Genomic DNA, 14,630 nt, shown 5'->3' with positions numbered 1-14,630 from the left:
GGGCAGGCCGCCGACGTGGACGCCGCCGTGCGCAGCGCCCGCCAGGCCTTTGACGACGGCCGCTGGGCGCGCAAGGCCCCCGCCATCCGCAAGCGCATCCTGCAGCGCTTTGCCGAGCTCATCGTGCAGCACAAGGACGAGCTCGCCCTGCTCGAAACCCTGGACATGGGCAAGCCCATCCAGCACAGCCTGGGGGTGGACGCTCCGGCCGCGGCCCGCTGCATCGCCTGGTACGCCGAGGCCATCGACAAGGTCTACGACGAGATCGCCCCCACCCCGGCCAGCGCCCTGGCCCTGATCCAGCGCGAGCCGGTGGGCGTGGTCGGCGCCATCGTGCCCTGGAACTACCCCATGCTCATGGCGGCCTGGAAGCTGGGCCCCGCCCTGGCCACGGGCAACAGCGTGGTGCTCAAGCCGTCTGAAAAATCGCCGCTCACGGCCCTGCGCCTGGCCGAGCTGGCCCTGAAGGCCGGTCTGCCCGAGGGCGTGTTCAACGTGGTGCCCGGCTACGGCAACGAGGCTGGCGAGGCCCTGGCCCTGCACATGGACGTCGATGCCATCGGTTTCACCGGCTCGACCCGCGTGGGCCGCCGCATGCTGGGCTACGCCGGGCAGAGCAACCTCAAGCGGGTGTTCAATGAGCTGGGCGGCAAGTCGGCCGTGCTGCTGTTCGACGACTTCCGCGACCTCGACCGCGCCGCCGCCACCGTGGCCGGCAGTCTCTTTTTCAACCAGGGCGAATCCTGCAACGCGCCCTCGCGCCTGCTGGTGCACGCGTCCATCGCCGACGAGGTGGTGGACCGCATCGTGGCCCTCACGCCGAAGTACCAGCCCGCCGACCCGCTTTCGCCCTCCACCGTCATGGGCGCCCTGGTCGACGAGGGCCAGCTGCGCACCGTGCTGGGCTACATCGAGGCCGGTGTGGTGGCGGGGGCCCAGCTCAAGGCCGGTGGCGCCCAGGCCCTGCCCGAAAGCGGCGGCTTCTACGTGCAGCCCACCGTGTTCGACGGCGTGGCCAATGGCATGCAGATCGCGCAGGAAGAGATCTTCGGGCCCGTGCTCAGCGTGGTCCGCTTCGAGGACGAAGCCGAGGCCATCCGCCTGGCCAACGACACGGCCTATGGCCTGCAGGCCAGCGTCTGGAGCGACGGCCTGGACCGTGCCCACCGCGTGGCCCGTGCGCTGCGGGCCGGCACGGTGCACGTCAATTCCTACGATGACGACGACATCACCGTGCCCTTCGGCGGCTTCAAGCAGTCGGGCAATGGGCGCGACAAGTCCCTGCACGCGCTCGACAAGTACACCGAGCTCAAGACCACCTGGATCCGGCTGGGCTGAGGGCCGCGCAGGGTGCTTGAGGCACGGCAGGACGGCGGGGCCGGTTTGCCCTGAAAATCGGGGCATGTCCGAGTCCGCTCCCGCCTCCCTGCCCGAACCCGTGTTCGACGTGGTCTGCCTGTGCGCCGCCTGGTGCGGCACCTGCGGCGAGTACGCCCAGACCTTCCAGGCCCTGCAGGCCGGCGCGCCCCAGCACCGCTACCGCTGGATCGACATCGAAGACGAGGCCGACCGGCTCGGCGACATCGACGTCGAAACCTTCCCGACCCTGATGGTGGCCACGCAAGGCCGGGTGCTGTTTGCCGGCCCGGTGCTGCCGCGGCTGGGTGATGCGCAGCGTCTGTTGCAGGCCCAGGCCGAGCGTGTGCAGGCCTGGGTGGGCCAGGGGCAGGCGGTGCCGCAGCCCGTGCTGGGCCTGGCACCGGATCAGGCCGAGGCCTTCATCGCGCTGGCGCAGACCCTGTGACGCCCGGGGCTCAGTGGATCATGGCCGCGAAGTCGGTGTTCAGGCGCTCGTCCGAGGTGTCGGGCGGCATCCAGCCCTCGGCCCATTCGGCGAACATCGCAGCCGGCATGGGCTTGGCGATGAAGTAGCCCTGGGCCTCGTCGCAGCCCAGGCCCTCGAGCAACTTCAGGGTCTTGGCGTTCTCGATGCCCTCGGCCACCACGGTCAGGCCCAGGTTGTGGGCCAGCTCGATGGTCGAGCGCACGATCTTGGCGTCCTGCAGGTCGCTTTCCATGTTCATCACGAAGGAGCGGTCGATCTTCAGCTCGTTGACCGGCAGGCGCTTGAGGTAGGCCAGAGACGAGTAGCCGGTGCCGAAGTCGTCGATCGAGAGCTTCAGACCCATGGCGTGCAGGCGGTTGAGCGTGCCCAGGGCGCGCTGGGGGTCGTCCATGATGGCGCTCTCGGTGATCTCCAGCACCAGGTACTGCGGGTCGACCGCATAGCGCAGCAGCATCTGTTCGATCTTGGTGGGCAGGTCCTGGTCCATCAGGTCGCGGGTCGAGAGGTTGACCGCGATCTTCATGCGCAGGCCGCGGTCGCTCAGCGCCTGGCTGAGCTGGGCCACCTGTTCCAGCATCCACATGGTCAGCACGCGCACGAAGCCGGTCTGCTCGGCAAAGGGGATGAACTTCATGGGCGGCACCATGCCGCGCGTGGGGTGCTCCCAGCGCACTAGGGCCTCGGCCCCCAGCACCGCGCCGCTTTGCAGGTGGATCTTGGGCTGCAGGAAGACGCGCATCTGCCCGTGATCGACCGCGTGGCGCAGTTCGCTCAGCAGGGAGAGGGACTCCTCGCTGCTGGAGTCGAGGCCGGGGTGGTAGGCCACGGTGCCGGCCTGCTGCGCCTTGGCGGCGTACATGGCGAGTTCGGCGCGGCCCAGCAGCAGGTCGGCTTCCAGCCCGTGGGCGGGGGCGCTGGCCACGCCGATGCCGGCCGAGAGGTCGACGGTGTGGTCGTCCAGGGTGATGGGCTGCTCGAAGGCGTGGAGGATGCGGCGCGCCACGGGCAAGGCGGCTTCGGCGTCCTTGCCCTGCAGCAGCACGGCGAATTCGTCGCCACTGAGGCGGGCCAGCACGGCCTGCTGGCCGTCGATCACGTCGCGGTGCAGGCGCTCGGCCACGGCGCGCAGGAGGCGGTCGCCAAAGCGGTGGCCCAGCACGTCGTTGACGTGCTTGAAGCGGTCCAGGTCCATCAGCAGCACGGCACAGGGCGCGCCGTTCTCCTGACTGCGGGCGATGGCCTGGCGCAGGTCGTGGCGGAACTGCTCGCGGTTGGGCAGGCCGGTGAGGGCGTCCTGGTAGGCCAGGCGGCGGATTTCGCCTTCCCGGGCCTGGATGCCCTGGCGCATGGTCTCGAAGGACTGGGCCAGCTCGCCTATCTCGTCCTGAGCCTGCACCGTGACTGCGGCCCCGTAATCGCCCCGCTCCAGCCGTCGTGCCGATTGCGTGAGCTGGCGCAGCGGGGTGGTGATGTGACGGGCCGTGAGCACGCTGCCCAGGCCGAAAACGGCCACGCCCACGACCGAGATCGTCAGCAGGATGACCTTGAGCCGGCGGTAGCTGGCCAGGGCCTCGTCGACCGACTGCATCAGCAGGGCCACCACTTCGGCCCGGTCGCCCTGGCTGGCCAGCGGCGTGATGTGCGCGCTGAACTCCGTGCCTTGCACCATCAGTTTCTGGATCGGACGCTGGGGCGAGGCGCTGGCCGCTTCCTGCGGTTGCTGGGACAGGGCGAGGGCCGGCCATTCGGCGCGGGGCAGGGTGGCTTCCAGCGTCTGCCAACCCTGGTCGGGCGGGACCAGCATCAGCGCGACGTCCAGGTTGGACAGGCGCTTCATGTCCTGCAGCAGCTGGGCGCCGACCGGGAAGGCCATGCCCACCCAGCCGATGACCGCCGGCGCCCGCACCGGCACGGCCACGATCTGGTAGGCCCGGCCATTGACCAGCTCGACCCAGTTCGAAGAAGGCGTCTGCTTGTCGTTGCGCAGGGCGTAGCGTTCGATCGCGGGCACGAAACGCGCCGCCTCACCGGAGGTTCCGGCTTTCAGCTGGAAGCCGGTGTCGGTGTAGACCGCGATGGCCGCACCGATGCGCTCACTGCTGTTTTGCAGGGCCGAGGAAAGGGTTTCGTCGTCACCGCTGGCGATGGCCGAGCGGAAACCGTAGTCGGCCGAAAGCACGCGGGTGGCCTCGGCCAGGCGCTCGCTGTTTTGCATCAGCAGGCGCTGGAAGACCTTCTGCCCGATGTCCAGGCTGGCGTCGACTTCGCTGCGGGCATTGCGGTCGATGCTCTGCTCGATGAGCCAGTAGGTGGCCACCTGCACGGCCACGAGCAAGCCCAGGAACACCGCCACGATGCGGACCTGGAGTTTGCCGGTGTGCAGGAAAGGCAGGGGCATCGGGTGGTGGGGCGCCGGGTTCGGGCGCTTCAGCGTGGTGATCGCCCCGGCGGGCTGGCGGAGCGCGTGGGGGGCTGTGGTGCATCATCTTGCACCCAGAGCGCCATGGCAAGGTCAAGCCAGCGGCTGGCCGTGCCCGAAGGCGGGCGCTGCACGGCCTTCATGGCCTGGTGCTCGTTCGTGCCGGGCATGCCGCCCTGCGGGCCTTGCGGTGATCTGCGCGTTTCCATGTACAGCCTTGTCGCCAGGTCATTGATAGACCTGTCTGATATCGGCCATCTTGCCGCGGCCTTGATGGGGCACAAGGGTCCATGAACATGACGAATTCCCGGCTGTTTGCCTCAATCCGTGCTGCTTTTCACGCGGCGGCCTGAGGGCGGCTGGCATCAAGCACATGGCGAGCCTGGGTGTCCAGGGCGGCCAGGAAGCGGGCCACGTCGGCCGCGCTCACCTCGTCGTCTTGCGAGATCAGGGGGATGAACTGCTGGCCATTGAGGCTGAGCGCGCCCAGGATCAAGGCGGTGCTGACGGTGGCCGGCCAGAGCTCCTGGACGCGCACCGTGGCGCCCTTGGGGTGCACGAACTCGGCACTGCCCAGGTTGCTGAGGTGGCAGCTCAGGGGCGGGAAGCGGTTCTTCGCCTTGCTGCGCACGATGAGGTGGCTGTAGAGCGTGCGGCCCATGAGGGGCAGCCACTCGTAAAACCCCAGGGGCAGGGCCAGGTCACGGCGCTCGTAGCGGGCGAGGTGGTCCTTGACCTGGGCCTCCAGCGAGGTGATCTGGGCGGCCAGGGTCGGCTGGTGCCGGCCCTTCACCGTGAACGAGGACACGTAGTTGCCGAACGCCGGCGCCTGGCCCTCGGGGAAGTAGCGCCGCAGGTCGACCGAGAGCCGGATCGCGGCCACAGCCCGGGGCTGTTCGGGCGCCAGGGCCAGGAAGGCGTTGGCCACCATCGCCATCAGCAGGGTGTTGACCGTGGTGCCGTGCGCCTTGGCCAGGGCCTTCATGGCGTCGGCCGGGACGGGCAGCTCGTGGTAGCGCACCGTGCTGGTGGTGTAGCGCGGCGAGTGCCCCCGGTTGAGCGTGACGGTGTGCTCGCCTGCGGCGGCGCGGCGGTCGGCCCGGCTCTGTCGCCACCAGCGCGCGATGCTGCCTGGCCAGTGCCACCAGCGTTGCGGGTTCACCGCCGGGGCCATGCTGGGGTTTTCGGCGGCCATGCGCGGGATGGCGTGCCCATTGAGCCGTCCCAGGATGGCGCACACCAGGCTGACCATGGAACGCCCGTCGCCAATCAGGTGGTGCACCGAAAACACCAGCACCGGCTGCGTGGGGTGGGGCAGGAAGCGGGCGCGCCAGGGCAGGCCGCGCTCCAGCGAGAGGGGCTCGTTGAGGAAGTCGGTGTGGAAGGCGGCCAGGGCCTCGCGCGAGGTGGTGTCGATGCCGTGCTGCACGCGGCAGGCGTCGGCGAAGAGCTGGTCGACGAAGTGGTCGTCCGGCAGGATGCGCAGGTGGTGGCCGAAGGCCCTGGGCTCGACCACGCCCCTCAGACGGTCGACCTGGGTGGTGAGTTCGCGCAGGGCCTGGCGGACGGCGGCTTCGTCGACCGGGCCGGCAAAGCGCAGCACATAAGGCTGGTTGATGGGGCCGATGTGGCCCTCGCCCGCCCAGTACAGGTGCTCGGATCGGTTCAGGGGGAGGGTGGTGGCTGCGCTCACGGGGCTGGGCGTACGCGATCGGTACGGCATCAAACGGGGTGCAGTCACTCTACCCAGCCCCAGGGGCCGGGGCCCTCAGGGCTTTCCTAAGACAGGGCCCCCGGGCTTGAGGGGGCGCCACGGGGTGTCAGGCCAGGGCCGGCCCACCCGCCACGCGGGCCAGTTGCAGCGCCAGGCGGCGCAGGGCCTCCCAGGGGTCTTCGGGCCACTGGGGGTGGCGCAGGCCCTTGACGATGCCGTCGACCGTGCTGGCCGAGGCCACCAGGCGGGCCAGCATGGGCAGGCGGGCGTTGGGCAGGATGCGCTCGAACAGGCGCTCGCGCGGGCCCCAGACGCGCTGCTCGCGCAGCACCATGGGCAGGGGCTTGCCGCCATCGAGCGCGCCACGGGCGCGGTACAGCGCCAGGATGTCTTCGGCCAGGGCCCAGTGCACCAGCACGGCGGCCTCGCCCTCGGCCTGCAGGCCGTCGATCATGCGCAGGGTGCGGTGCACCTGGCCCGAGAGCACGGCCTCGCTGAGCTTGAAAACGTTGAAGCGGGCGACGTCGACCACGGCCTCTTCGATCTGCTCGATGCTGAGCGTGCCTGGCGGGTGCAGCAGGCCCAGCTTGGTGATTTCCTGCTGGGCGGCGAGCAGGTTGCCCTCCACCCGGTCGGCAAAGAAGGCCAGGGTGCGCTGGCCCACCTCGCCGGGTTCGACCTGCTGACCCTGGGCGGCCAGGCGCTGCGCGATCCACAGCGGCAGGGCGTTGCGCTCCACCGGGTCGCAGCGCACGCTCAGGCCCATGCCGTCGAGGGCGGTGAACCAGGCGCTGCCTTGCTGGGTCTTGTCCAGCCGGGGCAGGGTGACCAGGGTGATGACGCCGTCGTTGCCGGCCATGAGCTCGCAGTAGCGCTGCAGGGCGGTCGAGCCGTCCTTGCCCGGTTTGCCCGAGGGGATGCGGATCTCGATGAACTGGCGGTCGCCGAAGAGCGACATCTCGCTGGCCGCACCCAGCAGGCTGGACCAGTCGAAATACGCCCCGCTCACCGTGTGCACCTGGCGCTCGGTGTAGCCGGCTGCGCGCGCGGCGGCGCGGATGGCGTCACCACCCTCCTGGGCCAGCAGGGCCTCGTCACCGTGCAAGGTGTAGAGGCTCTTGAGCGGGCCCTTCTGGAGGTGGGCGGCGAGCTGGTCGTGGCGCAGTTGCATGGCGGCGTGCAGGAGCGGCGCGGGAGGTCAGCGCGCGGTGGAGGCCGCCGGGCGCACTGGCGAGGGCACGCGGGCGTTGCGCGGGTCGCGCTCGGCGGCTTCGGCCTGCGAGGCCGCCAGCTCGCTGGCCGAGACGCTGCGTGGCGCCAGCGCGGCCGGGGCCACGGGGGCGACCAGCTGCTCGGGCGTGATGGCGGCCAGGCGGCGCAGCACCTGGTTGACGATGTCGGTCTGCATGGCCTTGTGCAGGGCGGCGGACTCGTCCATCTTCGCCAGCGCGTCCTTCTCGTTGTAGGTCAGGTCGCGGCTGAGGTTGAGGTCGGAGGCCGGCACCAGCACCGTGCCATCGGCGCGCTTGACGGCAAAGCGCAGGAAGATGCGCGCCGTCATGTCGCGGATCTGGCCGTAGCTGGTGGTGGTGGCCACCACCATGTCGCGGCTGTCGCGCAGGGCCTCGAACACCACGTGGCTGTCGGGCACCCCGGCGGCAGAGGCGGCGCGGGCGGCTTCCAGGCTGCTGCCCACCACCTCCACGCCCGAGGCCTTGAGCGCCCGGGCCAGTTCGGTGCCCAGTGAGGAGTTGGGGGCGAAGCCGGTGAGCTGGACGGAGCGGAAGGCCATCTGCTGGCCGCGGCGCAGCGTGAAGCCGCAGCCGCCAAGGGCCAGCAGGCCGGCGCTGGCGCCCAGGCCCAGGGTGGTGCGCAGACAGGCGCGGCGTTGGGGGTTGTGCATGGCCGTCATCAGACCACGATGTTGACCAGGCGACCCGGCACGACGACGACTTTCTTCGGCGCCTTGCCTTCGCTGAACTTGGCGAACTCTTCGCTGGCCAGGGCGGCGGCCTCGATGGCGGCCTTGTCGGCCGACGGCGCCACCTTGACCGAGCCGCGCAGCTTGCCATTGACCTGCAGCATCAGTTCGATCTCGTCCTGCACCAGGGCCTCTTCCACCACGGTGGGCCAGGGGGCGTCCAGCAGGTCGCCACCGTCGCGGGCGGCGTAGCCCAGGTCTTCCCACAGCACATGGGTGAGGTGCGGGCAGGCGGGGTAGAGGCCACGCAGCAGCACGCTGTAGCCCTCGCGCAGCACGGCCTGGTCCTGCGCCGAGCTGCCCTTGTGCGCTTCGAGCGCGTTGAGCAGCTTCATCGCGCCCGAGGCCACGGTGTTGTACTGCATGCGCTCGTAGTCGTAGCTGATCTGCTTGAGGATGACGTAGACCTCGCGGCGCAGGGCCTTGGCCTCGGCGCTGAGTTCGGCCTGCACCACGGCACCGGCGTCCTTCAGGGCGGCGGCGTTGCGGGCGCCGAAGTTCCACACGCGCTTCACAAAGCGGTGTGCGCCTTCCACGCCGGCGTCGTTCCACTCCAGCGTCTGCTCGGGTGGCGAGGCGAACATCACGAACAGGCGGGCCGTGTCGGCGCCCATGGATTCGATCAGGGCCTGCGGGTCCACGCCATTGTTCTTGGACTTGGACATGGTGGTCAGCTCGTAGTCGAGCACCGTGCCATCGGCCTTGAGCTTGCCGCCGATGACCTGGCCGTGCGCGTTGCGCTCGACGTCGATCTCCGACTCCCAGTAGTAGTTCTTGCCGCCGCCTTCGGGCTTGTGCGAGAACGCACCCTTGAGCACCATGCCCTGGGTGAGCAGCTGCTTGAAGGGCTCGTCCACCTTGACCAGGCCCAGGTCACGCATCACCTTGGTCCAGAAGCGGGCGTACAGCAGGTGCAGGATGGCGTGCTCGATGCCACCGATGTACTGGTCCATGCCACCCTGGCCCATCCAGTATTGGGTGCGCTCGTCCACCATCTTCTCGGTGTTGTCGGCGCAGGTGTAGCGCATGAAATACCAGCTCGAGTCCACGAAGGTGTCCATCGTGTCGGTTTCGCGCTGGGCGGGCTTGCCACACTTCGGGCAGCCCACGTTCAGGAAGTCGGGGCGGGACTTGAGCGGGTTGCCGCTGCCGTCCGGCACCACGTCTTCGGGCAGGCGCACGGGCAGGTCGGCCTCGGGCACGGGCACCGGGCCGCAGTCGGCGCAGTGGATGATGGGGATGGGGGTGCCCCAGTAGCGCTGGCGGCTGATGCCCCAGTCGCGCAGGCGCCAGGTGGTCTTCTTCTCGCCCACGCCCTTGGCGCCGAGCAGCTCGGCCACCTTGCCCACGGCGGCCTTGTGGCCCAGACCGTTGAGCTCACCGGAGTTCACGCACACGCTGCGTTGCTTGTCGCCATACCACTCGGCCCAGGCCTCGAGGCTGAAGGTTTCGCCTTCCACCGCGATGACCTGTTCGATGGCGATGCCGTACTTCTTGGCAAAGGCGAAATCGCGCTCGTCGTGGGCCGGCACGCCCATCACGGCGCCGTCGCCGTAAGACATGAGCACGTAGTTGCCCACCCAGACCTCGACCTGGCGGCCCGTCAGCGGGTGCGTGACGAACAGGCCCGTGGCCATGCCCTTCTTCTCCTGCGTGGCCAGCTCCGCCTCGGTGGTGCCACCGGTCTTGCACTCGTCGATGAAGGCCTGCAGCGCGGCGTTGCTGGCGGCGGCGTGGGCGGCCAGCGGGTGCTCGGGGGCCACGGCGCAGAAGGTCACGCCCATGATGGTGTCGGCGCGGGTGGTGAACACCCACAGCTGGCCACCGTTGATCAGCTGGCCATCGGCACCGGTGATGTCGTGCGCGAACGCGAAGCGCACGCCCTCGCTCTTGCCGATCCAGTTCTCCTGCATCAGGCGCACGCGCTCGGGCCAGCCGCTGAGGTAGTTCTTGTCCTCGGGGTTGGCCACGGCGCCCAGCAGTTCTTCGGCGTACTTCGTGATGTTCAGGTAGTAGCCGGGGATTTCGCGCTTCTCGACCGTGGCGCCCGAGCGCCAGCCCTTGCCGTCGATCACCTGTTCGTTGGCCAGCACGGTCTGGTCGACCGGGTCCCAGTTCACGGTCTGGGTGCGGCGCTCGCAGATGCCGGCTTCCAGCATCTTGATGAACAGCCACTGGTTCCACTTGTAGTACTCGGGCTGGCAGGTGGCGATCTCGCGCGACCAGTCGATCGCCAGGCCCATCGCCTTCATCTGCTTCTTCATGTAGGCGATGTTGTCGTAGGTCCAGGCGGCGGGCGGCACCTTGTTCTTGAGCGCCGCGTTTTCAGCGGGCAGGCCGAAGGCGTCCCAGCCCATGGGCATCAGCACGTTGTGACCGTTCATGCGCAAGTAGCGCGTGAGCATGTCGTTGATCGTGTAGTTGCGCACGTGGCCCATGTGCAGCTTGCCCGAGGGGTAGGGCAGCATGGAGCAGGCGTAGAAGGCCTTCTTGTCGGCCTTTTCGGTGGCGCGGTAGGCGTCCTGGCCGTCCCACAGCGGCTGCGACCAGTGTTGCTGGGCTCGGGCCTCGACGGCACGCGGATCGTAGGTCTGGTTCTCGGTAGGAGCGCTCATGGGGTGGGTCACCGCAAAGACAAGAGCAGGCCGAACGCCCGGGCGGGTGTCGGCCTGTGAAAAAGGGAATCCGGGGATTATAGGAAGGGGCGCCCCGGCGTGCCGTGCCCGGCGGGTGTGCCGGGGCGGTGGCCATGGCATGGGCGGATGGCCTACAGTGCGTCCATGACCCCTTTCCTGCTCTGCGCCTCCCCCCTGCCGGCCGATGTGGCCGAGCGGGCCGCCCGCGAATTCGGTGCGGTCCTGTCGCAATCCGACCACCTCGCACCCGAGGCCTTGCTGTCCACCCTGCAGGCCCACCCCACGGTGCAGGCCCTGCTGGTGTCCTTCCGCGTGCCGGTGCCGGCGGACCTGATCGCAGCCTTGCCGGCCCAGGTGCGCCTGCTGGCCACCTACAGCGTGGGCACCGACCACGTGGACGTCGCCGCCGCCCGGGCACGCGGACTGGCCGTGAGCAACACCCCCGATGTGCTGACCGACGCCACCGCCGACATGGCCCTGCTGCTCATGCTGGGCGCGGCCCGCCGCATGCGCGAGTACCTGCAGGTGATGGACGCCGGCTGGCGCCGCCCTTTCCAGCTGGGCGAGATGCTGGGCACCGACCTGCGCGGCAAGACCCTGGGCATCCTGGGCATGGGCCGCATCGGCCAGGCCGTGGCCGCGCGTGCACGGGCCTTTGGCATGCGCATCGCCTATTTCAACCGCACGCGCCTGGCGCCCGAGCTGGAAGCCGGCGCCACCTACTGCCCCACCCTGGAGGGCCTGCTGCGCGTGAGCCAGGTGCTGTCGCTCAACGCCCCGGGCGGTGCGGCGCTGGATGGCGTCATCAACCGCGACAGCCTGGCCCTCATGCCGCGTGGCGCCATCCTGGTCAACACCGCGCGCGGCACGCTGGTCAACGAGGGGGACCTGATCGAGGCACTGCAAAGCGGTCAGCTGGCTGCGGCCGGTCTGGACGTGTTCCACCACGAACCGGCGTTCGACCTGCGCCTGCGCGCGCTGCCCAATGTGTTCATGGCGCCGCACATGGGCAGTGCCACGGTCGAGACGCGCAACGCCATGGGCTTTCGGGCGCTCGACAACGTGGCCGATGTGATGGCCGGCCGGGCGCCGCGCGACCAGGTCTGAGGTTGCAGGCCACGCTGGCCCCTCACGCCGCCTTGGCCGTGGCCCGTGCCTGGCGCCTGCGCCGCTCGACGCGTTTCACAAAGCCGCGCACCTGCCCGGCAAACACGGCAGGTTGCTGGGCCGTGACCCAGTGCCCGGCGGCCACTTCGTGGCGGCTGAGTTCGCTCACCCAGCGCGAGAGGTCGGCGCTGAGCTGGGGGCTGACGAAGCGGTCCCGCAGGGGCACGATCAGGTGCACCGGGGCGTGCGCCACGCGCTCGCGCGGCCGCAGCAGGCGCGGCAGCATGTTGGCGCGGTAGAGCTGGATGCCGTGCAGGCCATCGCGGGTCTGGCTGGCGTGGGCCGGCACCGGGGCGCGCTCCAGCCAGCGCATCAGGCGTGGCCACATCGGGCCCAGCAGGCCGCGCCACAGCAGCTGCGGCAGCAGGGGCAGGTGGAAGAAGGCGATGTACCAGGACTTCAGGCTCTGCAGCGCGACCTGTGCCAGGTGGCCGGGTGTGGGGTGGGCCAGGCGTTCGCGCAGCCAGCAGCTCACGTGGTCCAGGCAAGGCCCGGAGCAGGAGGTGAACGACGCGATGCGCCCGGACAGGCTGGGCTCGGTCACGAACTCCCAGCCCTGCACCGAGCCCCAGTCGTGGGCCACCAGGTGCACCGCCTGATGGGGGCTGACGGCATCGATCACGGCGCGGAAGTCGGCGGTCAGGCGCGACAGGGTGTAGTCGGCCCGTCGACGGGGGACGAAGGAGTCGCCCGCGCCGCGCACGTCGTAGGCCACGACGTGGAAGGCATCGGCCAGCAGCGGGGCGATGGTGTCCCAGGTGCCGCTGTGGTCGGGGTAGCCGTGCAGCAGCACGATCAGAGGCTGGCCGGGTGTGCCCCACTGCCGCAGGGCGAGGTGGCCGTCGGGGCCCTGGATCAGGGACAGGCGAGGGGGGAGGGGCTTGGGCATCGCACGATGCTAGGGGCCCCTCGCCGCAAGGGCCAGGTGCGGGCGCGACAGCAGGGGCATGGCCGCGACAAGGCGAGGCCGCAAGGGGGCTGCGCCTCAGTCGCGCGGCAGGCGGTCCACCAGGTTTTGCAGGGCGCCATGCAGCTCGCGGAAGACGACGGGCTTGTCGAACACGCCATCGGCGCCTCGTTGGCGTGCTTCGATGCGGTGGGCGACGCGGAACTGCGGCAGCAGCACGAAGAGGCCCGCACGGCTGTGTTGCCGTACGTTCTCCAGCAAGTCAAAGTCGTGCGGCGGTACGCCTGGGTACAGGCTCAGGATCAGCACATCGGGCCTGTCCTGTCCGGAGGCCAGGCCTTGCAGCAGCGTCTCTGGCGAGGCATGCCAGCGCACCACGTGACCGAACTTGTTCAGCGCATGGGCGAGCGTCGGGCCAACCTGTTCATCGGGCTCGCACACGCGCACCTGGATGGGCTTGGCCCGGCTGAGCAGGGAGGCCATGGTGCCCGGGCCGGAGCGCTGCAGGTAGGCACGAACCAGATCGGCCACAGAGCCGGCTTGCAGGCGCCGCATGGCCTCGCCGCGGTGCGCCTTGATGGTGGCGGCGCTCAGGCCCAGTTCGGCCGCGATGTCGTGGTTGCCCAGGCCCTGGCTGATGAGTTCACAGACTTGGATCTGGCGTTGAGTGAGGCAGGGAACGTCCAAGGGGAGGGGTTTTGGGCTGACGGCCTCTCACTTCTGGCCGGCACCCAAGGTGGTTTTGAGCAACGTTCGATCCTGCAGGATTCCCCGTGTCGTCGCAATTAACCGAAGGGTTAGGTCAGAGTGCAACAGAGGGTCAGGGGGCCGCCTGGGCCGAGGCGGGCAGACCGAAGATGCGGTCAAAGACCCAGTTGAAACAAAAAGTGTATACAAGAAAAAGCAACACCAGGCCCAGGTCGGCCAGGAAGGCGTCGGTCCAGCTCATGTCCATCCACCAGGCGATCAGGGGCACGGTGGAGAGCACCAGGCCGCCCTCGAACAGCACGGCGTGGGCCGCGCGGCGGCGCAGGGTGCGCACGCGGCTGGGCTGGCGGCGCTCCCAGGCCTCGAACAGGGCGTTGAAGGCCATGTTCCAGCTCATGGCCATCACCGAGGTCATGAGGGCAAAGGGGCCGGTGTGGGCCAGACCCTTGTCGGAGAAGGCGAGCATCAGGAAGGCCACGATGACGATGGCCACACCCTCGTAAAGGGTGGCGTGCACCACCTTGCGCTTGACCCCCTGCATGGTCCGGGCGGTCAGGAGGCGATGGTGAGGGCCACGCCCCAGTCCTGCATCAGCTGCGGGAAGGGGGCGGGGGGCAGGGCCTCGGTGAAGACGCGGTCCATCTGCTGCAGGCGGCTGACTTCGGCCAGCGCCGTCTGGTTGAACTTGCTCACGTCGGCCACCAGCCAGTTGAGCTTGGCCTGGGCCTGCAGCACCTGGCTGACCGGGGCCTCGCGCTGGTCGCGGTCGCGCAGGCTGCCATCGAGGTCGATGCCCAGTGTGGTCTGGATGCCGATGTCGACCTTGAACTGCCGCAGGAAGGCGGCGGTGCTGTCGCCCTCGAGCGCGCTGTCGCGGGCGCGCAGCACGCCGCCGGCCACGTGCACCTTGCAGTCGCTGTGCTCGCTCAGCAGGCTGGCCACATGCAGGTTGTGGGTGACGACGGTGAGGCCGGGCTTGTGCAGCAGCTCGCGGGCCACGGCCTCGACCGTGGTGCCCACGCCCAGCATCAGGGTGCTGCCTTCGGGGATGGCGGCGGCCACCGAGCGGGCGATGCGGGCCTTGGCGTCGGCGCGCAAGGCCTGGCGTTCTTTCCAGGCACCCACGCGGGCGGGCTCGCGCGGCAGGCTCACACCGCCGTGAAAGCGCAGCAGCAGGCCGGCCTCTGACAGGCGCTGCACATCGCGTCGCACGGTCTGCATGGTCACGTCCAGGCGCTGGGCCAGCCGTTCG

General features: G+C 69.6%; 13 protein-coding genes. 3 read left to right on the top strand and 10 right to left on the bottom strand.

Features of this window, described 5'->3' with window-relative positions:
* Both QZ994_RS14130 and QZ994_RS14125 read left to right on the top strand, forming a co-directional pair.
* Positions 1–1,338: aldehyde dehydrogenase (locus QZ994_RS14130; protein ID WP_290872812.1), on the top strand; the 1,338-nt coding region annotated here is incomplete at its 5' end.
* A 64-nt stretch (positions 1,339–1,402) separates the two neighbouring features.
* A complete protein-coding gene (locus QZ994_RS14125; protein WP_290872810.1) occupies positions 1,403–1,804 on the top strand; it encodes a thioredoxin family protein in 402 nt (133 codons plus the stop codon).
* Between the two features lie 10 nt (positions 1,805–1,814).
* Here the strand turns inward: QZ994_RS14125 and QZ994_RS14120 are convergent, their stop codons facing one another.
* From QZ994_RS14120 to leuS, 6 genes are all read right to left on the bottom strand, one after another.
* Positions 1,815–4,244 carry an EAL domain-containing protein gene (locus QZ994_RS14120; protein WP_290872808.1) on the bottom strand — a complete coding sequence of 810 codons (2,430 nt, stop codon included), beginning with the start codon at positions 4,242–4,244 and terminating at the stop codon, positions 1,815–1,817.
* A gap of 29 nt (positions 4,245–4,273) precedes the next feature.
* Positions 4,274–4,435 carry a hypothetical protein gene (locus QZ994_RS14115; protein ID WP_290872806.1) on the bottom strand — a complete coding sequence of 54 codons (162 nt, stop codon included), beginning with the start codon at positions 4,433–4,435 and terminating at the stop codon, positions 4,274–4,276.
* 167 nt (positions 4,436–4,602) lie between these two features.
* Positions 4,603–5,958 carry a condensation domain-containing protein gene (locus tag QZ994_RS14110; RefSeq protein ID WP_290872803.1) on the bottom strand — a complete coding sequence of 452 codons (1,356 nt, stop codon included), beginning with the start codon at positions 5,956–5,958 and terminating at the stop codon, positions 4,603–4,605.
* A 127-nt stretch (positions 5,959–6,085) separates the two neighbouring features.
* Complete coding sequence (gene holA / locus QZ994_RS14105; RefSeq protein ID WP_290872800.1) at positions 6,086–7,150, bottom strand: DNA polymerase III subunit delta; 1,065 nt, start codon at positions 7,148–7,150, stop codon at positions 6,086–6,088.
* Positions 7,151–7,177: 27 nt separating this feature from the next.
* On the bottom strand, positions 7,178–7,882 hold the full coding sequence (gene lptE / locus QZ994_RS14100; RefSeq protein ID WP_290872797.1) for an LPS assembly lipoprotein LptE: 705 nt from the start codon (positions 7,880–7,882) through the stop codon (positions 7,178–7,180).
* An 8-nt stretch (positions 7,883–7,890) separates the two neighbouring features.
* Entirely contained in the window at positions 7,891–10,575 is a 2,685-nt protein-coding gene (leuS, locus tag QZ994_RS14095; RefSeq protein WP_290872794.1) for a leucine--tRNA ligase, read from the bottom strand.
* A 165-nt stretch (positions 10,576–10,740) separates the two neighbouring features.
* Between leuS and QZ994_RS14090 the strand changes: the two genes are divergently transcribed.
* Entirely contained in the window at positions 10,741–11,703 is a 963-nt protein-coding gene (locus QZ994_RS14090) for a D-glycerate dehydrogenase (RefSeq protein WP_290872789.1), read from the top strand.
* 22 nt (positions 11,704–11,725) lie between these two features.
* Here the strand turns inward: QZ994_RS14090 and QZ994_RS14085 are convergent, their stop codons facing one another.
* From QZ994_RS14085 to QZ994_RS14070, 4 genes are all read right to left on the bottom strand, one after another.
* Positions 11,726–12,652: an alpha/beta fold hydrolase gene (locus tag QZ994_RS14085; protein WP_290872786.1), complete on the bottom strand. Its 927-nt coding sequence runs from the start codon at positions 12,650–12,652 to the stop codon at positions 11,726–11,728.
* Positions 12,653–12,748: 96 nt separating this feature from the next.
* Positions 12,749–13,357 (bottom strand): LuxR C-terminal-related transcriptional regulator, encoded by a 609-nt coding sequence (locus tag QZ994_RS14080; protein WP_290872783.1) that lies wholly within the window; start codon positions 13,355–13,357, stop codon positions 12,749–12,751.
* A 133-nt stretch (positions 13,358–13,490) separates the two neighbouring features.
* A complete protein-coding gene (locus tag QZ994_RS14075; protein WP_290872779.1) occupies positions 13,491–13,919 on the bottom strand; it encodes a PACE efflux transporter in 429 nt (142 codons plus the stop codon).
* A gap of 11 nt (positions 13,920–13,930) precedes the next feature.
* The coding region (locus QZ994_RS14070; RefSeq protein ID WP_290872775.1) for a DeoR/GlpR family DNA-binding transcription regulator at positions 13,931–14,630 on the bottom strand (700 nt) is incomplete at its 5' end.

The organism is Aquabacterium sp., from assembly GCF_021768455.1.
GTDB lineage: Bacteria > Pseudomonadota > Gammaproteobacteria > Burkholderiales > Burkholderiaceae_C > Aquabacterium.
Note: the sequence above shows the minus strand (reverse complement) of the source record. Positions and strands in the feature narration are given on the sequence as shown.